We start from the raw sequence: 18,582 nt of genomic DNA, 5'->3' as shown, positions 1-18,582 counted from the left end.
GCCCGGCGCTACCTGATCCCCCGCTTTCCCCTTCCTTAAGCGGAACCTAAGGCTCACCGGGAGCGCGCCGAAACGAACGAATGTCCGTTTCGGTGCGGCTAGCGTGCTGCCGCAACCCCAACTCCCCAGTAACACAGAGGCAGGCACGCACATGGGCAGCACAGTCGGTCACCGGCGCAGGACGGGTCGTACGGCGAGGGTCACGGGCGCGATCGTGGCGGCGGGGGTGATCGGCGGTGCGGCCTTCGCGCTCACCGGGACCGCCCACGCCGGTTCCGTCGGGGCCGTCTATACGAAGTCCAGCTCCTGGAGCGGTGGTTACACCGGGCAGTACGTCATCACCAACAGCTCCGGCCAGGCCCAGTCCGGCTGGACCCTGGAATTCGACCTGCCGGCCGGCACGAAGATCGACTCGCTCTGGAACGGCACCCACACCGTCGCGGACCGGCGCGTCACCGTGAAGCCCGCCGGCTGGAACGGGCAGTTGGCGGCCGGCGCCTCCGTCACCGTCGGCTTCGTCGCGAGCGGCTCCGGCGCCCCGGGTGACCCCACGGGCTGCCGGATCAACGGGGTGAAGTGCTCCGTGGACCAGGGCGCGACGGCCCAGCCCAGCGGGCGCCCCACCGCCCGTCCCACCGCCACCGCGGCCCCGACCACGGCTCCGACCGCGGCGCCCACCTCCGCCGCGCCGACCCGGACCGCGTCGCCCTCCCCCACGGCGACCGCACCCGCCCCGGTCGGCGGTGGCGCGCGCTTCGCCCCGTACGTGGACACCTCGCTCTACCCCGCGTACGACCTGCTCGACACCGCTGCGCAGACCGGCGTGAAGGAGTTCCACCTCGCCTTCATCACCTCCGGCGGCGGCTGCGTACCGCTGTGGGGCGGCGTCACCGACCTGGCGAGCGACAGGGTCGCCTCCCAGATCGGTGCGCTGCGCGCCAAGGGCGGTGACGTCCGGGTGTCCTTCGGCGGTGCCGCAGGGCACGAACTGGCCCTGAACTGCGCCACCGTGGACGAACTGGCCGCCGCCTACGGCAAGGTCGTCGACCACTACAAGCTCACCAAGGTGGACTTCGACATCGAGGGCGCGGCCCTGCCGGACACCGCCGCCAACGCGCGCCGTGCGCAGGCCATCGCCAAGCTGCAGAAGTCCCACCCCGGTCTGGACGTGGCCTTCACGCTGCCCGTGATGCCCGAGGGCCTCACCCAGCCAGGCGTGGCGCTGCTGGCCGACGCCAAGAAGAACGGCGTGCGCGTCGACGCCGTCAACATCATGGCGATGGACTACGGCCCGGCGTACAGCGGGGACATGGGGCAGTACGCGATCCAGGCCGCGACGGCCACCCAGGCCCAGATCAAGGGGGTGCTCGGGCTCTCCGACGCGGCGGCGTGGAAGGCCGTGGCCGTCACACCGATGATCGGCGTCAACGACGTGACCAGCGAGATCTTCACCGTGGCGGATGCGACGCAGCTGGTGGAGTTCGCGGCGTCGAAGGGCATCGGCAGGCTGGCCATGTGGTCCTCGACACGCGACAAGCAGTGCGCGGCCGGAGCGGTCAACCACGCGGACGCCACCTGCAGTTCGATCCTCCAGCAGCCGCTCGCCTTCACCAGGGCGTTCGCCGCCCTCAAGTAGCGGACGCCCTGGCCGGCTTCGGCCGGATCAGGCCAGGATGCCCGCGCGGGCGGCGATGTCGAGTGCCACGTCGACGCGCGGTGCGGGGCGGCCCTCGGCGGTGCCGATACCGGGGGCGGTGCCGGGGGCGGTCAGCAGGGCCGTCACCGCGTCGGCGTCGGCCCTGCCCTCCCGTACGAGCCCCTCGAACCGGTCGACGAGTTCGGTGAGGGCCCGCACGTGGACGTGGGGGACGTCGAAGGAGGAGGCCGTGAGCCCGAGGAACTCCTCGTGCGAGCCGACCCAGGGCGCGGCTCCCTCCAGCCCGTCCTCGACCACCTCCTCCGGGTAGGGGATGCGGTGCCAGGCGTCGTCCTCCCACCAGTAGACGAAGCCGAAGAGGTTGCCGTCGGCGTCGTCCCGCAGCAGGTCCCAGGGCAGCCAGTCGGGCCCGCCCGCCAGGAAGTCGATCTGCTCGCCGCCGACATGGGTGTGGCTGCCGTCGGGGTCCTGGCCGCAGAACACCGCGCGGCCCCCGTCGAAGACGCTGAGGCGCCACCAGCCACCGGCGCCGGTGCCGTGACACCACAGGCCGTCCTCGTCGAGGGCGAATTCGGTGTCGGTGGAGCAGGCGGCGTCGACCATGGCCATGATGGCGGCTCTGGCCCACAACCGCTCAGGGTGGTCGAGGTCTTCGGGCCGGCTCGGGGTGTGCATCGTGTGATCTCCTTCCGGGTGCCGGGCAAGCCTCGCACGCCGTGGGAGGCGCGGCCGGACGGGGGTCCACAGCGGGCCGTCCGGCCGCCGGGGCCGTTCGCCGCACGCGCCGTCCGGCCACGGGGCCCGTTCGATCACCGAGGCCGCCCGACCGGTCCTGTCGCCGCGGGGGCCGTCCGGCAGGCGCGTTGTCCGCGGGGGGCCGTTCGTTCGGCCGCCCGCGTTCGGCCGAAATGCCGATGCCTCGCGGACCCGTACGCCGGGACTCTGCCGACGGGACCCCTCGTCCCGCCAGCAGACCGTTTCGCCTGAGAAGGAGTTGCTCCCCTGCTGGTCCTCGGCTCCTGCCGCACGGACACCGCACCGGCGCGGCGTGCCGCCGTGCGCTTCCTCCGGGCGCGGTGTCCGTGGGCCGACGCGAACGGGTCCTGCTCGTGGTCAGGGAGCTGCTGGGCGATGCCGTGCGGAACACGGTGGGCCAGTCCGTCCGGGCCTCCGGCACCCGACGCACCTGCGGGTCGCCTGACCGGTGCCGGCACGGCGAGGCACGGATCGACGCGACGATCAACGCACACGTGCGCGGCGTACGCCGGCGCCTGGCCGCCGAGCCCGATCTCGCGGGAAGGGTGGCGACGGGTGAACCGGCCGGGGTCGCGGCCCGCTACGAGCTGTGCGACCAGCAGGTACGCACCCTGTCCTGACTGGGGCCGGGCGTACGGCCCGTCCCGGCCGGGGGTCCGGCCGGGACGGGCGCTGCACTACGACCTTCAGGTGTTGATGCAGGTGTTGCCGGCGGCCGGGTTGAGCGCGCCGATCAGGTTGATGCTGTTTCCGCACACGTTGATCGGAATGTGGATCGGGATCTGGACGACGTTGCCCGAGAGGACGCCCGGCGAGCCGACCGCGTAGCCCTCCGCGACGGAGTCCGCCGAGGCCGAGGACGCACCGCCGATGACCGCCAGGCCCATCACCAGGGCGAGGCCCGCACTCTTCCAAACACGCGACACGTGGAATCTCCTTGTCGTGCAGGACGGTGCCGGAGCACCGCACGGCCCCGAGGGGGGCCGCCCCTCCTTCTTCGGCAGCAGAACACCGCCGGCCGAAGTCCGGACGGCCCCGTTCCCTCGAAGAGGTGTCCCCCGCGCCCTCCGTTTGGGGGTATCCGAGCCCGCCACCCTCCCGGACCGACCGGGAAGTCGACGTTCCGACGCTCGGTGCGGGGCCGGTGCATCCGGCACGCGCAGGGGCCATCGAGGGGACCTCGCCACCCTCCGCAACCCCACCGGCAAGAGGCCCCGACGGTGCGGACGTTGGTGATCACTCCCGGCCGGACCGCCAACGGCGAATGGGAGTTGGGCCGGAGGTACTGCGCCCCCGCCGCCGGCACCGAACCAGCCGGGTCGGTCCGCTTCGGCGACCGGTACGCCGAGATGGTGCGGCACTGCTTCGAACGGCTGCGCCGCAGGGACGAACTCCGGCTGCGAGAGGTGCCGTTGCCGGTCGGGGGCGGCTGTTCCGGTGCCGTGGCCGGCGCCGGCCGGCAACATGCTGCCCGGGCGCTCGGTCAGGAACGCGTTCTACGAGCTGGACCATGACAAGTTCTCCACGAGCCGCGGCCATGGCGTCCACTCCCGTCCCGGGGTCCCGGCGGGCGGCGGGGGCCCGGGGCGGCACCTCGGCCGGCGCGCTCGCAGACGCGCCGGTCGGTGACTCATTGTCACCAATGCTGTAGTTTCGATCACGCAGCGCTGTCATGTCGCGCCGTGCACCTTCCCCTCCGTACCGATCACGAGGAGATGCCGGTGATCGAACGACTCTGGCTCCAGCCACCCCTCGCCTTCGCCCGTCTGGGCCCCTCCCCCGTACCCTGCGACAACTACCGCTACGGACCGAGCGACCTCACACCGCGCGGCACGGGCAGGACCACCGTCCTGCCGGACCTGACGCTGGACCTCGACGAGGACGGCAACCTCAGCGAGCGCCCGTCGGAACGGGTGCAGTTCAAGGACGACGTCGGCTGGCGGCCGGTGTGCCCCTACTTCGAGGTGCACGGCGCCTGGACCATCGACGGGGAGTCCGGCACGGGCCCGGTGACCGAGCAGGTGCTGACGCGCTCCGGGCTGCGTCCGGAGGACGTCCGGTGGGAGGTCTCCGTCGCGAACCTCAAGGCGCACCACATCACCGGGCAGGACGGCGACCGGGTCGAGGCCCTGGTGTCGCTGAGCGGCGACGACCACCGGCGGCACGTCCTCGAAGGGCGGTCGCCGCAGGACGCCGAGCGGCCACTCGTCCCGGCCGGGGAGGTCCTGCCGCTCGGCTCCGTGCAGCTCCCCGCGCCCAATACCGAGCTGCCCGAGCTGCGGCTGCGGTTCACCCCGGGAGTGGGTGCCGTCTACGGCCCCCGGGGGCTCGACCCCGCCAGTGGCTACGAGCCTCCGGCGGAGCGGCTGATCCTCAACCCCGACGCCGCCTGGTGCGGCTTCCGGGTCGGCAGCGCCGACTTCCGGACCACCCCCGGGCTGCTCTTCGCCGGGGCCGAGAACGGATGGCGCAGCGTCGGCCTCGTGGACGACGTCTGCGACGGCACCGTGACCGTGTCGCTCCCGGCCGCCGGGCTGACGGCCACCGCACGGATCGTGGCCGCCCCGCCCCGTTTCTCCCCGGACCGCCGGCCCTTCGTGTCCCTGGCCGACGGGCTGGCCGACCGCGTCCAGCGCGCGGACGTGCACCGGCCCGACTACGTGGAGGACGAGAAGCAGACCGCCCAGGAGGTGCGCGACCTGTTCGAGCGGGTCCTGGAAACGATGGGCGCGGTCAACGTGGACGTCCAGAACGAGCGGTCGGCCGCGGAGAACGCGGGCCTGGCCGGCTATCTGGGCCTGGCGCCGGCCGACGCCCGCGCCATGACCTTCGATCCCCCCGAGCCGCTGCTCGGACTGCTGCTCGGGCTGACCGAGCGGGGCCGGCGCCGCCATCGCCGGTTCGTGGCACTGGAGGTGCTGGAGGACATGATCCGGGAACAGCCCGACCTGATCCGCAGACAGGTCCGCGCCCCCGCCCGGGCGGGCGGCGAGGGCGGCATGACCCTGGACTCCCCCCGGTTCTACAACCGGCAGATGCCCAGCAACATGCGCGGCTCCGACGCCTATCCCATGCACCTGACACGCCGGCAGTACGACCTCCTGGTGCGCTGGGCGGAGAAGCTGCGCGAAGACACGGAGCCGCAGTCGTGACCGTACTGCTCCAGATCGGCCGGCGGCCCCCGGACCCCCCACCGCAGGGCCTCCCCGCGCCCTCACCCGCGCCGGCACCCGGGCCGCCCCCGGCCTCCGCCGAGGCCAAGGTCTTCCGCAGCGCCCACGGCGCCCACCTGTTCGTGGCGGACGGCAGCCGCGTGTACGACCTGCCCGAGCCACTGGCGGACCGGCTGGAACGGTGGACGGCCGCACCGGACGCCGCGCTGCCGGACCTCGCCCGGGACCTGGGCCTTCCGTTGTGGTCGCGGCCCCGGATCGACGGCACACCCGCCGAGCCTCCCCCGCTGGCCTCGCTCTCCCTCAACGTGATGCAGGCGTGCAACCTGAGCTGCGGGCACTGCTACGCCGACGAGGGGCGCTTCGGCGGATCCGCCCGCTCCATGCCGCGGCACACCGCGTACGCGGCGGTCGACCGGCTGCTGGCGGAGGCGGCTCCCGGGGCGGACGTGGTGGTCGGCTTCATGGGCGGCGAGCCGCTCCTCGCCCGCGACCTGGTGCACGACGTGGTGCGGTACGCGACGCGGGCCGCCGCCGACGCCGGCAACCCGGTCCGGTTCTCCCTCACCACCAATCTCACCACCGTGCGCCCGCAGGACGCCCGGCTGTTCGCCGCGCACCCGTTCACCGTCACCGTCAGCCTCGACGGCGACCGGGCCGGGCACGACGCGCTGCGGCGCGCACCGGGCGGCGCCAGCGCGTACGACCGGCTGCGCGCCGGCCTGGACGTACTGGCCCGGCACGGCCGCCCGCGCCACCTGTCCGCCCGGGTCAGCGTCACCCCGCGGACCGGACGGCTGGTCGACGTACTGGACCACGGCATCGGTCTCGGCTTCGACGAGGTCGGCTTCGCCGCCGTGGTCAGCGCCCCCGACCCGGCGTACGAGATCACCGCGCGGGCCTTCGACGGCTTCCTGGACCAGATGGTGGAATGCGGGGAGCGCGCGCTGCGCAAGCTGTCGGCCGGACGGGACTACCCCTTCGGGAACTTCCTTACCGCCATGCGGGAACTGCACCGGGGCACCCACCGGCCGTACCCGTGCGGCGCCGGCGCCGGCTATCTCAGCGCCTCGGCCGAGGGCGGCCTGTACGCCTGCCACCGGCTCGTCGACGATCCGGCCTTCGCGATGGGGTCGGTCGCCGAAGGACCGGACGGGGAGGCCCGGCGGCGCCATCTGGCCACCGGGCACGTCGACCGGGCGGAGCCGTGCCGCTCCTGCTGGGCCCGGTACCTGTGCGGGGGCGGCTGCTACCACGAGGTGAGCCGGCGCGGCCGCCCCGGCTGCGACTACATCCGCGGCTGGCTGGCCTTCTGCCTGCGGGCCTACGTCGAACTGTCGCAGGCCGCGCCCGAGTTCTTCCGGCTGCCCCCCGAGCCCGCCGCCACCACCGCCGGGGCCACCGGCCTCGTCTGAAGGAGCCGTCCATGCCCGACCTCCCACCCCCCGCGGGGAAGTTCTTCCCCCGCAACCTCACCGCCCGCGCGGACTACCAGGTACGCGGCAATCCGTCCGGCAGCCGGCCGGAGAGCGGCGTCGACAACTGCTTCCCGGGTCTGGAATTCGACCAGCGCAACCTGGACACCGCGTTCTTCCCCGGCCTGCGGGTCGACTTCCACCGCGCCGAGGGCGCCCGGGTCCTGTCCGCGGCCGCCGGCCCCCCGTACCCGGACGGCCTGGTCGACGCCGACGTGAGCGACGACCTCCGTCCGCTGTACGTACGGGCCCTGTGCGGGCGCACCACCGTGGACCAGACCGAGGAACGGGCCGTCACCGTGGACTGCACCGGCATGGACGGCCTGGACGTGTGGCGGCGCGTCCACGACCTGCTGCCGGGGCGGATCGCGGTACTGGTCGGGCCGCTGCCCGACCGCAACTACCCCGGCCCGCCCCTCGACGAGGTGCGCGAACTCAACGACCTGCGGCTGCGCAGCCGGGGCTACGTGCGGCGCGGCGCCAACGACGAGGTGGAGGTCGCCCTGCTCGTGGCGGACAGGGCCCGCTATCTGGACGACGACGGGGTCATCGAGCCCTCGGCCTACCGGCCCGGTGAGCTGACCCGCAGCCTGTGCGCACCGTGGCAGTACGACTTCCGCGACTGCGGCTGCTACTACTGGGCGGCCTCCAAGCCGGACGTGACCAGCAACGCGGACGGGTCCGTCCCCGAGGTCAACTTCCTGCGCAGGGACCGCAGCGAGCCGCCCGCCCCCGACAAGTCGAGCGACATCGGTTCGCAGCGAACGGACCTGGAGCTGACCTACGGGGACCTCGTCCGTGACTGGAACGTCCTCCCCGTCGTCCTCGACGACCGCGAACAGCCCGAGCCGGACGTCGAGGCACACGCGCCTGCTCCGAGACCGGCCCGTGCCGGCCGCAGCGGCGACTCCGACGGGATGACACCAGGTCAGGTCGCCGACAGGCTGACGGAACTGGCCGGTGTGGAGCACGCGCTGTGCGTCGAGTACCTGTACGCGCACTATTCGCTGAACGCTCCGATGCGGCTGCCGGCCGGCGCCGACGAGCTCACCCGCCGCGCCCACGCCGCAGGCCAGGAGGTGTTCTCGGTCGCCGTGGACGAGATGCGGCACCTGCGGTGGGTCAACGAGGCCCTCGACATGCTCGGCCGGCGGCCGGTTCTGGACCGTGCGCGGGAGATCAAGCGCGAGACGGTGCACCTGTTCGGCCTGGAGCCCCTCACGCTCCAGCGGCTGCAGTGGTTCGTCGACGTGGAGGCCCCCAGCCAGAGCTCCAGCGCCGACCCGGACGATCCGAGCACCGTCGACGGGATGTACGTCGAACTGCACGCGGCCCTGGTCAAGCACGGGGACCGGTTCCACGACGCCGACCGGCTCACCCATCTGATCAAGCTGATCATCGACGAGGGCAACGACCACTGGAAGCGGTTCCGTGCCGTCCAGCGCCACTTGGCGGGCCTCACCGAGGAGCAGTTCCTGCGTCCGCTGGCCACCGCGACCACGGACGAGACGGACCTGGAGCTGCTCAACCGCAGCGACGAGGACTACGCGCTGCTGATGGGGACGCTGCGGGAGTCCTTCGCCCGCCGCGACACGGCGGGCGGTGAGCTGATGCGGCGCAGCCGTCTGGTGATGCAGAACATGCACGAGACCAACCACGAGCTCGCGGCGCGCGGGGTGGGGCCCCGGTTCACCCTGCCGCCCATGCTCAGGCCGCAGCCGGTCTCGCTCGCGAGCACCGAAGTCCCCTGGGCCGACGGGCAGTTCGTACGGGAGGCGGCGGCGGCCGCGGAGCGGGCGCGGGAGGCGATCGGGGTGCTCGGGAACCGGTCGGTCCGGGAGATGGCGATCCGCCACCAGACGGACACCGAATCGCTGATCGCCCTCCTCGCCCGGCTCGACGGGGGCACGCCGCAGCGCACCGCCACCCCGTCCGGCCTGCCCGGTGGCGGCGGGTGACCCTCGTCGAGATCGCCGGCTCCGGGCTCGCGGAACTCACCTGCGCACGGCTGCTCGCCGCCCGGGGGCACCGGGTCCGGCTGGCTCCGCCCCAGCCGCCCCGGCCGCCCGCGCAGCCCACGGGGGCGGCCGGGGCAGGGGCCGGGGCGCGGCCCCTCCTGCTGACGGGGCCCACGCTGGAGCTCGTGGCTCAGCTCTGGGGCGACGGACTGCTCGACGGCGGCTGGCCGCTCACCCACCGCCACGCGCGGTGGGGCGCGGAGCCGTCACCGGCCCGGTTCCCGCAGCCCGGACGGGCGGTGGACGGGTCGGTGCTGGCCGCCCGGATGCGCGAGCGGCTGGGCGCCGGGGACCTTTCCGGGGAACCGCCGTCGTGGACGGTGACGGCCGCCCACGGCGAGCGCGCCGCGCACGAACAGACCGGGCGCCGACGGCTGCTGGCCGGAACCGCTCCCGTGCGGCGCCCGCGCGACCAGGACACGGCCCGGCTGGACTGCACCGGGCTGGGCTGGCTCCACCTGACGCCGCTCGGCCAAGACGCGTGCCTCGTACAGGCGATGGTGCCCGGGCCGGCCGCGGATCCGGCCGGGCTGCTCGCACGGCTGCTGGCCGAGTCCGCCCTCGGGAGCCGGCTGCGCCGACCGCCCCGTACCGCGGTGGCCCTGGCCGCGGCGCCCCGGGTCCGGCTCGCCCCGGCGGTGCCGCCCGTGGCGGGCCGCGGCGGCCTGCTGGTCGTCGGAGCGGGCGCCCTGCGGCAGGACCCGATCAGCGGCACGGGCACCGCGCAGGCCCTGCGTACGGCGATCCTGGCCGCGGCGGTGATCGACGCGGCCGCGGCCGGCACGTCCGCGCGTGCGCTGTGCGCCCACTACGCGAACCGCCTGCGCGCGGCCTTCCACGACCATCTGGCCACCTGTCTGCGGCTGTACCCGACGGCCTTCGGTTCCGGGGCCTGGCGGGACGAGATCGACGCGATGCGCCGCGCCCTGCGGGGCGGCGCGGCGGGTGGCCGCGGTCACCCGGGACCACCCCCGCGTCCTGGTGCGCACGGCGCCGGCCGATGACGAGATGCGCCGCGCCCCGGCCCGAGCAGCGGCCGAGGCCGTGCGCGGCGGCACCCGGTCCGGGTCGGCCGGACCGGGTGCCGCTGTGCCTCCGTCGCGTCACGCGGGCTTCTGCGACCAGCTCGTGCACAGGGACCAGATGATGAACACGTCGATCGCGATGATGATGATCGACCACCAGGGCTGGTAGGGCAGCCACAGGAAGTTCACGATGATGCTGAGGCCGGCGAGGGCGATGCCCGCGCCCCTGGCCACGTTCGAGCCGAGGAACAGGCCCACTCCGGTCAGGACGACGATGAGTCCGACGATGAGGTGGATCCAGCCCCAGGCCGTCAGGTCGAATTCGAAGACGTAGCTGCCGAGGCGGGCGTACACGTCGTCCTCGGCGATGGCCGCGATGCCCTGGAAGATCGCGAGGCATCCGGTCACGACGAGGAGCACCGCGGCGAAGAACGTGCCGACCGCCCCTCCTGTTCCGTCGCCACCGCTGGACAGCGGTGTGGTGCCCGGCGCGGGGCCGGTATTCCAAGTTCCCCCGGTCGGTGTCGACTGGCCCATCGAACTCACCTCACAGTTGGCGGTACCGCGCCGGGCACACTTCGCAGTGTCGTCCGGCCGACGGCTTCTCGTGATCACCCGAAGCGGGTGGTCCTCCCTTCCGGGTCGGGGAGGGGTGCGGCGTCAGGCGGGTACCTGGCGCATTTCGAGCACCCGCAGGCCCAGGGACTGGAAGCGCGTGAGGAGCCCGTACAGGTGTGCCTCGTCCGCCACGATGCCGAGGAGGAGCGTCTGCTCCCGGACCGGGATCCGGTCGAGCTCGGGGAAGTTCGCGGCGAGTGTGTCCGGCACGACGCCCGAGATGCGGAACTCGTAGCGCATGAGAGCACTCACTTCTCTCCGAAGGAAGACTTCAGGTGCCTTGCGCTGCCATCGTCGGTCCGGGTCCCGGCGCACCGCATCGCCCGGTACGGGCGAGAGGACCACGCGTCGGATCAGAGCAGACCGAGGTCCTGGGCCCGGTGGACGGCGTCGCTGCGCCGGGTGACGCCGAGCTTGCGGTAGATGCTCTTCAGATGGGTCTTGACCGTGTTGGCCGACACGTACAGCTCGGCCGCGATCTCCTCGGTGGAGAGCATCCGGGCCGCCTGGCGCAGTACGTCGGTCTCCCGCGCGCTGAGCGCCTCCACCACGGGCGGCGGCCCCTCGGCCTGGCTGCCGGTCCGGCTGACGGGCCCCCGCTCCCGGCCGGCCGGGCTGCCGGGGGGCGGTACCGGCCGGGTGGCCTCCCGCAGGCTCCGGCGCACCCAGGGCCCGCCCTCGGCGAACGGCCGGCGCAGTTCCTCCGGCCGGGCGAGCTCCACGGCCTCGGCCAGCCTCCGGTGCGCCTCCGCGGTGTCGCCGTCGGCCGCGGTGATCCGGGCCCTGAGCAGGCACGCACCGACCCTGACCGGCAGCGTGAGGCCGTCGTCCGCGGGCAGGGCCGCCAGCTCCCGCGCGGCGGGCTCGGCACGACCGGCCGCCATGAGGGCGCGGGCCCGGGCCAGCGCGTGCTCGGGCCGCCCGGACGGCACGGTGTCCAGCGCCCGCAGGGCCGCGGCGGCGTCACCGCGGGCCAGGTGTGCGGCCGATGCGGCCACCGCCAGCTCGTCCGCCGCCCACGCCCCGGCCGGCGCGGTCCCCGCCGGCCACGGCCGGGTGAGGACGGCGAGCGCGACCTCGCCGTCGCCCTCGGCGGCCGCGATCCGGGCGCCGATGACGGCGGCCGCCACCGCGACGGCGGGTTCGGGGCGGGGCCCGGCGGCCGCCGTCGCGGTCGCCAGGTCCAGGTGGGAGCGGGCGGCCGGCAGGTCGTCCTGCTCCAGGGCGACGCCCGCCAGGACGAGGTGACCGGTACCGGACCGGCGCTCGGGCGGGAGGGCGGACTGCTCGGCGACGGCGAGGGACGCCCGGGCGTGTGCGACGGCCTGCCGCAGCCGGCCGCGCATCAGTTCCGTGAGGGCCAGCGAGCCGAGGGCGTCGCAGAGCGGCGGGTACAGCGCCGCGAGCTCCGTTCCCGATGCCGCTCCCGATGCCGTGTCCGGCGCCGGTCCCGGCTCCGTTCCCGGCCGCGTTCCGGGTTCTCCGCAGGCCTCGACCGCGGCCGTGAGGGCGCTGTGCGCGCCGTCGAGCCGTCCGGCGCCGAGCCGCACCGCGCCGAGGGCCGCCAGCAGCAGGGCCCGGATCTCCGGGTGCGCGCCGACCAGCGGGGCCGGCAGTTCGCCGAGTACGCGCTCGGCGTCGGCCGCCGCCCGCTCGGTGGCCGCCGGGTCGCCGGTCGCACGGCCGGCGAGCACCCCGAGGAAGGACCGGCTGACCCGGGCGGCCGGGCCGGATCCGGGGCCCAGGTGGGAGTCCGCGCGCCGCACCGCTTCCTCGTACCCGGGGAGGTCCTGTACGACGAGCCGGGCGGCCGCGCCGACCAGTGCCGGGGCCGCCCCCTCCGTCTCGGCCGGCAGCGGGGCGAACGCCCGGTTGAGCTGCTCCGCCTCCAGGCCGGTGAACAGCCGCCCGATCGCCAGGGCGTCGACGAGCTGCCCGGCGGCGAACGGCCAGTCACCGGCGGCCGCCCCCTGGACGACGGCTTCGGTGAGCCGGCCGGTGCCGGCGAGCCAGCGTGCCGCCCGCCCGTGCAACTGCTGTTCGAGGCCCGGGTGACGCTGGCGCAGGTGGGCGCGCAGCACCTCGGCGAACAGGGGATGCAGCCGGTACCAGGCCGATGCGTCGACCTGTTCCAGGAACGCGTTGTCGCGGGCCAGGCCGGCGAGCGTGCGGGCGGCGTCGTCGCGGCCGGTCAGCGCGTCCGCGAGGTCGGGGTGGACACGGTCCGTCACACAGACGCGCAGCAGCAGGTCCTGGGTGTCCGGCGGCTGCGCGTCGAGGACCTCCCCCAGCAGGTAGTCGGCGATCGTGGTGCGGTCGGCCGCGAACTGGCGGACGAAGGCCTCCGGGTCGGGGCTGCGCTGCATCGCGAGGGCGCACAGCCGCACCCCCGCGGCCCATCCCTCCGTACGCTGCATGAGGAGCCGGATGCCGTCCGGTGAGAGGTCCAGCCGGTGCTCGCCCAGCAGGGCCTCGGCGTCCGCGTGGGTGAACCGGAGGTCGGCGTGCCGGATCTCCGCGATCTCCCCGGCGGCCCGGTAGCGGTGGAGCGGGAGCAGGGAGTCCGTCCGGCTGGTGAGCACGATGCGCAGCCCCCCGGCGGCGTGCCGCAGGACGAAGTCCAGCCCTTCCGTCATGGCGGGCGGCTGGGCCGTGTCGAACTGGTCGAGCACGAGGACCACGGGCTGAGCGGACTCGGCCAGTCCCGCCGCCAGACGCACCAGGAAGGACTGGGTCACCCCCTCGGCGCGGGTCGGCCTGCCCACCGCGGCGGGTATCTCGACGCCGCCGCGGTGCAGGGCCTCCAGGACGTACGCCCAGAAGACGCCGGGGGCGTCGTCGGGTTCGACGGTCAGCCACACGGGGGGCCGCGGAGCGCGACGGCCGGCCGCGGCCCAGTGAGCGGTGAGCACCGTCTTGCCGGAGCCGGCCGGACCGTTGATCAGGGTGAGCGGGCCCCGTACCCCGGCCGTCAGGCGTCTGAGCAGCTCGGGCCGGTGGACGAGAGTCTTCGGCACGGCCGGTGCGGTGAATCGGGCCGTGAGCATCGGATCGCTCTGCGGTCGGGCCACGTCCTCCACTCAAGCCGCGATCGGTCGTGATCACCACTCGGGTCACCCGGTCCGGGTGAGGCGCGGGCTGATTGCGGGGGTGGTGGCAGCTCACTGCGGGGTGGCGGGGGGCTCGCTGCGGGGCGGGGGCGGGTCGTCGGGGGTGCGCAGGTGGTGGGCCGGCAGGGACTCGTGGGCCAGTACGTAGCCCAGGGCGACGCCCATGGTGACGACGACGAAGAACATGATCAGCCAGGACAGGACGACGAAGACCAGCCCGAGGCCGCCGAACTGCTCCAGGCTGTGGTTCAGGGCACGGGGCATGTAGAACCTGGAGCCCCAGCTGATCAGGCCGGCCCCCACCGCGGTCAGTACCGCGCCGGGCAGCAGCGGCAGCCACGCCACCCGGCCGCCGAGCAGGAGGTGCTGCGTCCACCACCACAGCAGGATGCCGCTGATCAGCGAGACGACCGCGCCGAGGACGGGGCCCGCCCCGAACGCCTGCTGGATGGGCCCCTGGAACAACAGGGCCGTCAGCCAGACCAGCAGCCAGACCACCCAGCGCCAGGCCGCGAGCCGGGCGCCCGCCTTCGGCAGGTGCCACGCGCGCTCGCAGGTCCGCTGGAGTGCGCGGCTGCAGGCGGTCGCGGACAGCAGCGTGACCACGACACCCACGACCCCGGTACTCGCGATGGTCGTCGTGTCCTCGCCGCTGTTGTGCACCACCGCGCGAATCTGGTCCAGGGCCGGGCCGGTCAGGCCCAGGGTCCCGCTGACGGTGGCCACGAGCTGTTTGCGCATCCAGTCGGGTGCGAGGGCCCCGATGACGAAGATGGCGGGGATCGCGCCGAGGAAGGCCTGCGCGGCCAGCCGGGTCGCGCAGTCCAGCAGGTTGACGCGGGCGAACTGTTCGAGGATCCGGCCCAGGAACGGCGTGTACTTGCGCATCCATCCCGGCACGGTGAAACGGGGCGGCTTGTCACGCGGTTCCGACACGGTGACGGCTCCTTCCGCGGACGGCGCCTGTCGGCTGCGGTTGCCCTGCATGAGCAGGATGGGTCAGCGCCGGACGTCCGGCACGTCGACAGGGCCGCCCGCACGAAAAAAGGAGCGCCGTCGCAGGGGCTCCGCGCCTACCATCCAGGCCGAGCCCCATGAGAGAAGGACCGATGGAGATCATCTTCCGGAAGCTCCCGGACAACCGGCACGACCTCGAGGTCCGCGACCGGCGAGGCCCGGACGTACGGCTGATGTCCCAGGCGACGGGCCCGACCATGCCGCACGACCTCGTGCACGCGGCGGTCGAGAGCGCGCTCTCGATCACCGACGGGTTCTGGGGAGCCATGGCGCGGGGCGCCACCTTCGAGGGCTTCGAGATGGCGGCCCCGACCCGCCACCGCCGGTCGGGGATGAAGATCCTGCGACGCGGCGGTGACGCGGTGCTGCGGGTCGAGCTCTCCGTCAACTGGGCCTACCGTGTGTGGTCCGGCCTGAGTACGGACGGCAGGGGCGTGGGCCGGAGCCCGCTGGACGACCGTCAGGTCGCCCTGGCCCGCGCGGCGCTCGACCGTGCCGCCGAGCGCTGGGCTGGGGTGGCGGAGGGCGGAACCCTCACCTGGCGCTGGTGAGGACCGGGCCGCGGCCGGCCGGCGTACCCACCCGGCCCCTGCCCCGCTCCCCCGCCTTCCGCCGTACCCCGCTACAGACCCTGGATGCCGGTGTACAGGCGGGCGATCCCGTGCTCCAGCGGGCCGAGTTCCCTCCCGCGGTCCGTGTCCAGGACGGCGATCTCCGCTTCCACCGCCGCGAGTTCCTCCGGGCTGCCCGTGATCGTCAACTGGTGCCGATAGGCCCTGAGTACGACCACGAGCAACTGCACCCTCCCGGCTTCCAGGGCGTGCATCCGGCGTGCGGCCGCGACCGCCTCGGCCCGCAGGGCGAGGGCCGTACCGGGCTGACCGGCGAACTCCTGGTGGCTGTAGGCGCACAGCGCCCGGGCCAGCAGGGGGAGGTACGCGAGCGGGCTCACCTGTGCGAGCACGCGGTATGCGGCGACCTCCTGTCGGACGGTCAGGGTCTGGGAACCGAGGAGGGCCACTCGTGCTCGGAGTATCGCGTCGTGACTGATGTGCGCCGTGTGAGTCATGACGATGATTCTGAAAGCCGCACAGGGGCCCGAACAAGGACAATCGGCTGTGCCCTTGGTCCTACGAAAACCCGCTCTGACCTGTCATGATGGATACGTCTTCACCCCTGCGCCCACCCGGAGCCCGCTCGGCGGTCGAGTCAGCCGGCGAGGAAGGACAGCCGGACCTGACGGCGGGGGTTGTCCCGGTTGGTGTCCACGAGGGTGACGGACTGCCAGGTTCCGAGTTCCAGCGCCCCGTCGATCACCGGCAGCGTCGCGTGCGGCGGGACGATCGCGGGCAGGACGTGGTCGCGGCCGTGGCCCGGGGAGCCGTGCCGGTGCCGCCACCGGTCGTCGGCCGGCAGCAGGTGCTTCAGGGCGGTGAGCAGGTCGTCGTCACTGCCCGCTCCCGTCTCGATGACGGCGAGCCCGGCGGTCGCGTGCGGCGTGAAGATGTTCAGCAGTCCGCTCCGGCCGCGCGCCACCTCCCCGAGGAAGGCCGCGCAGGCGGAGGTCAGGTCGTGGACGGTCTCCCGGTCGCCGGTCGTCACGTCGATGGTGCGCGATACGAAGGTGTCGGCCATGGCGCCATCCTCCCGCCGCACCGCTGCGCGGCGGCGCAACCGGGCCGGTGCCGGCGGCAGCAGGCAGGCAGCGGGCCGGGACACTTACGATGATCACGGGGACGTGATCACGGACGGGGGGCGGACCGGTGACGGAGGATGCGCGAACTCCGGGCAGCCTGCCGGTGGCGGAGCTGAGGGCCCTGAAGGAGCGGCTCGTCGCACTCGACGTGACCGCCGGGGCGCGGTGGGCGGCGGCCGGGGCACTGGAGGCGGTGCGCACCGCCGGCCGGGGCGGCCCGGTGCGGGACGCCGGGGAGCGGGCCGCGCTCGCCGAGCTGTTGCAGGTCGCCGCATGGATCGCCTTTGACGCCGAACAGCAGCCCCTCTCACGGCGGTTGCACCTGCGCGCGCTGCAACTGGCCGCCGGTGAACGTGAGTCCGGACCGGCGGAGGTGGAACCCCTCATCCTCGCGGTGCTGTCGATGCAGGAGGAACACCTGGGCCGGCCGGCGAGTTCGCTGCGCATCGCCGGGTCCGTACTGGCCCGCGGGGACCTTCCGGGCCGGGTGGCGGCAATCTTCCATGTGCGCGCGGGGCGTGCCCTGGCCCGTCTGGGGCAGGGCCCGCGGGCCGAACGGGCCCTGCGCACCGCCGGTGAACTCCTCGCGGAGGGACCCTCGGACCGGGATCCCGCGTGGGCCTGGTGGTTCGACCGGGCCGAACTCGACGGTCACGCGGGGCTGGCACGGGCCGCCCTGGGGGACCCGGAGGGCGCCGCGGGCCTGCTGCACGGTGCCGCGTACGCCGGTGGCGACGGCCCCGCCTACCGGGTGCTGTTCGCGGCGGAGCTCGCCCGCGTCCTGGCCCGGGGCGGGGACTGGCACGAGGCCGAGGCGGTGATGTCCGGCCTGGTCGGCGCCGTGCCGGGCATCGGGTCCGTACGTGCGTTACGGGTGATGGTCGATGCCGTCCGGCTCGTCGGGCAGGGGCACCGGGTGCCGCGCCCCGTCCGGGCCACCGCCCGCGACCTGGGCCACGTCCTGCGCGGCGTGGGCGGCGTGCGCGACAGGTGAGCCGTCCCGGACCGCCGACGGGACGGCCGGCGGGACGATCGGCCGGGCGCCCGGCTCACTGCACGCTGAGGCGGTGCGGGTGGGCCGGGTCGTGGGGGCAGGCGAAGACGTTGAGCTTGCCGAAGTTGCCGACGGCCACCCCGGTCGGCCGGTTCGCGTCGCCTCCTGTATCGGCCCTTGCCCGGGCCGCGGCTCCGGCGGGCAGCGGGCGCCAGCTCTCGCTGTCGGAGCGCCACTCGTACGAGTCGACGGTCAGCAGCAACCGCATGCCGTGACCGCAGTCGTGGCAGTCCATGCGCCCGGGTCCGGTGACGTTCCACGCCGCGTGCCCGCCGGCCTTCCAGCCGGGTGCGACCGACAGGTCGCTCTGGTAGCTCGGCAGGGCGAGGTCCTCGTCCTCGTCCTCGTCCTCCACCTCGTACGCGGCCTCCTCCCGCGCGTCCTCCCACTCCTCGACGCGCTCGCCGAGTTCGCCGGTCAGCGACTCGATGTACGGGTACTCGGTGACCTGCTCCGGGTGGAGCACGCAGGGCGCGGGCAGGTAGCCCTCGAAGCCGGCACGGGCCGGTTCCGGCTGCGGGGCGAGGATTGCGCGGACCTCCGCGGACCGCCGCCACCTCAGCCGCACGTGCATGCCGGACCCCGTGGGCCCGTGGAGGTCGAAAGGGCACCAGAACACCTGGAGCAGATCGCAGCCGTCGGGGCCGGCGGCCAGGTCCGGGACGTCCCCGGAGTAGAGCTGGGCCAGCGCCAGCAGCGGCCCGCTGTGCCGGTGCTCCTCGTCGCACGCCGGCCATGGCTCGTCCGCGGGCCAGAGCAGCGGGCCGCCGACGTGGCTGTCGCGGGCCGTCGGACGTCCGGCACGCGGGTGCAGCCGGGTCGCCGTCGCGCGATGGGCGGCCAGTCCGGGGAACAGTGCCTCGATGTCGAGCGGCCTCGGCGGGGTGGTGAAGATCATGCGGCCGAACCTACAAGGCGGCGACGCGGGGGTGCGCTCTGCGGGTGTGGGAAGGCAACTGCAGCGGGCATACCTTTCATACTTC

Annotated in this window: 17 protein-coding genes; 8 read left to right on the top strand and 9 right to left on the bottom strand. The window is 74.1% G+C overall.

Features of this window, described 5'->3' with window-relative positions:
* The first annotated feature begins 151 nt into the window (after window positions 1–151).
* Window positions 152–1,636 carry a glycoside hydrolase family 18 protein gene (locus tag NRK68_RS31665; protein WP_183064584.1) on the top strand — a complete coding sequence of 495 codons (1,485 nt, stop codon included), beginning with the start codon at window positions 152–154 and terminating at the stop codon, window positions 1,634–1,636.
* 27 nt (window positions 1,637–1,663) lie between these two features.
* On the opposite strand, the gene NRK68_RS31660 is transcribed toward NRK68_RS31665, so the two are convergent.
* Window positions 1,664–2,332 carry a hypothetical protein gene (locus tag NRK68_RS31660; RefSeq protein ID WP_257857464.1) on the bottom strand — a complete coding sequence of 223 codons (669 nt, stop codon included), beginning with the start codon at window positions 2,330–2,332 and terminating at the stop codon, window positions 1,664–1,666.
* Between the two features lie 407 nt (window positions 2,333–2,739).
* Here NRK68_RS31660 and NRK68_RS36975 point away from each other — a divergent pair, with 407 nt between their 5' ends.
* On the top strand, window positions 2,740–3,033 hold the full coding sequence (locus NRK68_RS36975) for a hypothetical protein (protein WP_183064582.1): 294 nt from the start codon (window positions 2,740–2,742) through the stop codon (window positions 3,031–3,033).
* Between the two features lie 66 nt (window positions 3,034–3,099).
* On the opposite strand, the gene NRK68_RS31650 is transcribed toward NRK68_RS36975, so the two are convergent.
* Window positions 3,100–3,339, bottom strand: a complete 240-nt coding sequence (locus NRK68_RS31650; protein WP_030843411.1) for a chaplin — start codon at window positions 3,337–3,339, stop codon at window positions 3,100–3,102.
* A gap of 795 nt (window positions 3,340–4,134) precedes the next feature.
* Between NRK68_RS31650 and NRK68_RS31645 the strand changes: the two genes are divergently transcribed.
* The 4 genes from NRK68_RS31645 to NRK68_RS31630 are packed head-to-tail and all read left to right on the top strand — an operon-like array spanning window position 4,135 to window position 10,083.
* A complete protein-coding gene (locus tag NRK68_RS31645; protein WP_183064581.1) occupies window positions 4,135–5,565 on the top strand; it encodes a hypothetical protein in 1,431 nt (476 codons plus the stop codon).
* A complete protein-coding gene (locus NRK68_RS31640) occupies window positions 5,562–7,001 on the top strand; it encodes a radical SAM/SPASM domain-containing protein (protein ID WP_183064580.1) in 1,440 nt (479 codons plus the stop codon). Before NRK68_RS31645 ends, NRK68_RS31640 begins: the two co-directional genes overlap by 4 nt.
* A gap of 11 nt (window positions 7,002–7,012) precedes the next feature.
* On the top strand, window positions 7,013–9,019 hold the full coding sequence (locus tag NRK68_RS31635; protein ID WP_257857463.1) for a ferritin-like domain-containing protein: 2,007 nt from the start codon (window positions 7,013–7,015) through the stop codon (window positions 9,017–9,019).
* Window positions 9,016–10,083: a hypothetical protein gene (locus NRK68_RS31630; protein WP_257857462.1), complete on the top strand. Its 1,068-nt coding sequence runs from the start codon at window positions 9,016–9,018 to the stop codon at window positions 10,081–10,083. Before NRK68_RS31635 ends, NRK68_RS31630 begins: the two co-directional genes overlap by 4 nt.
* 99 nt (window positions 10,084–10,182) lie before the next feature.
* Here the strand turns inward: NRK68_RS31630 and NRK68_RS31625 are convergent, their stop codons facing one another.
* The 4 genes from NRK68_RS31625 to NRK68_RS31610 form a co-directional block, all read right to left on the bottom strand.
* Window positions 10,183–10,641 carry a DUF7144 family membrane protein gene (locus NRK68_RS31625; RefSeq protein ID WP_183064577.1) on the bottom strand — a complete coding sequence of 153 codons (459 nt, stop codon included), beginning with the start codon at window positions 10,639–10,641 and terminating at the stop codon, window positions 10,183–10,185.
* A gap of 123 nt (window positions 10,642–10,764) precedes the next feature.
* The gene (locus tag NRK68_RS31620) at window positions 10,765–10,962 is read right to left on the bottom strand and encodes a DUF8691 family protein (protein ID WP_030662027.1); all 198 of its coding nucleotides are present in this window, start codon (window positions 10,960–10,962) and stop codon (window positions 10,765–10,767) included.
* Between the two features lie 113 nt (window positions 10,963–11,075).
* Window positions 11,076–13,793 (bottom strand): winged helix-turn-helix domain-containing protein, encoded by a 2,718-nt coding sequence (locus tag NRK68_RS31615; protein ID WP_257857461.1) that lies wholly within the window; start codon window positions 13,791–13,793, stop codon window positions 11,076–11,078.
* Between the two features lie 90 nt (window positions 13,794–13,883).
* Window positions 13,884–14,768, bottom strand: a complete 885-nt coding sequence (locus NRK68_RS31610; RefSeq protein WP_257857459.1) for a YhjD/YihY/BrkB family envelope integrity protein — start codon at window positions 14,766–14,768, stop codon at window positions 13,884–13,886.
* A gap of 158 nt (window positions 14,769–14,926) precedes the next feature.
* Here NRK68_RS31610 and NRK68_RS31605 point away from each other — a divergent pair, with 158 nt between their 5' ends.
* Window positions 14,927–15,400 carry a hypothetical protein gene (locus NRK68_RS31605; RefSeq protein WP_257857458.1) on the top strand — a complete coding sequence of 158 codons (474 nt, stop codon included), beginning with the start codon at window positions 14,927–14,929 and terminating at the stop codon, window positions 15,398–15,400.
* Window positions 15,401–15,471: 71 nt separating this feature from the next.
* On the opposite strand, the gene NRK68_RS31600 is transcribed toward NRK68_RS31605, so the two are convergent.
* The gene (locus NRK68_RS31600; protein ID WP_183064575.1) at window positions 15,472–15,918 is read right to left on the bottom strand and encodes a hypothetical protein; all 447 of its coding nucleotides are present in this window, start codon (window positions 15,916–15,918) and stop codon (window positions 15,472–15,474) included.
* A 140-nt stretch (window positions 15,919–16,058) separates the two neighbouring features.
* Window positions 16,059–16,484, bottom strand: a complete 426-nt coding sequence (locus NRK68_RS31595) for a secondary thiamine-phosphate synthase enzyme YjbQ (protein ID WP_183064574.1) — start codon at window positions 16,482–16,484, stop codon at window positions 16,059–16,061.
* A gap of 128 nt (window positions 16,485–16,612) precedes the next feature.
* Here NRK68_RS31595 and NRK68_RS31590 point away from each other — a divergent pair, with 128 nt between their 5' ends.
* On the top strand, window positions 16,613–17,539 hold the full coding sequence (locus NRK68_RS31590; RefSeq protein WP_257857456.1) for an NsdA family TPR-like regulatory protein: 927 nt from the start codon (window positions 16,613–16,615) through the stop codon (window positions 17,537–17,539).
* Between the two features lie 55 nt (window positions 17,540–17,594).
* On the opposite strand, the gene NRK68_RS31585 is transcribed toward NRK68_RS31590, so the two are convergent.
* Entirely contained in the window at window positions 17,595–18,497 is a 903-nt protein-coding gene (locus NRK68_RS31585; RefSeq protein ID WP_183064572.1) for a YwqG family protein, read from the bottom strand.
* Between the last annotated feature and the right edge of the window lie 85 nt (window positions 18,498–18,582).

Origin of the sequence: Streptomyces yangpuensis, from assembly GCF_024666385.1 — a bacterium.
Classification (GTDB): domain Bacteria; phylum Actinomycetota; class Actinomycetes; order Streptomycetales; family Streptomycetaceae; genus Streptomyces; species Streptomyces yangpuensis.
This window is presented reverse-complemented; position numbering and strand designations above follow the sequence as displayed.

Coding starts and splice junctions, on each gene's coding strand:
- NRK68_RS31665 (WP_183064584.1), top strand. CDS start 152: ATGGGCAGCACAGTCGGTCACCGGCGCAGGACGGGTCGTACGGCGAGG.
- NRK68_RS31660 (WP_257857464.1), bottom strand. CDS start 2,332: ATGCACACCCCGAGCCGGCCCGAAGACCTCGACCACCCTGAGCGGTTG.
- NRK68_RS31635 (WP_257857463.1), top strand. CDS start 7,013: ATGCCCGACCTCCCACCCCCCGCGGGGAAGTTCTTCCCCCGCAACCTC.
- NRK68_RS31625 (WP_183064577.1), bottom strand. CDS start 10,641: ATGGGCCAGTCGACACCGACCGGGGGAACTTGGAATACCGGCCCCGCG.
- NRK68_RS31620 (WP_030662027.1), bottom strand. CDS start 10,962: ATGCGCTACGAGTTCCGCATCTCGGGCGTCGTGCCGGACACACTCGCC.
- NRK68_RS31605 (WP_257857458.1), top strand. CDS start 14,927: ATGAGAGAAGGACCGATGGAGATCATCTTCCGGAAGCTCCCGGACAAC.
- NRK68_RS31600 (WP_183064575.1), bottom strand. CDS start 15,918: ATGACTCACACGGCGCACATCAGTCACGACGCGATACTCCGAGCACGA.
- NRK68_RS31595 (WP_183064574.1), bottom strand. CDS start 16,484: ATGGCCGACACCTTCGTATCGCGCACCATCGACGTGACGACCGGCGAC.
- NRK68_RS31585 (WP_183064572.1), bottom strand. CDS start 18,497: ATGATCTTCACCACCCCGCCGAGGCCGCTCGACATCGAGGCACTGTTC.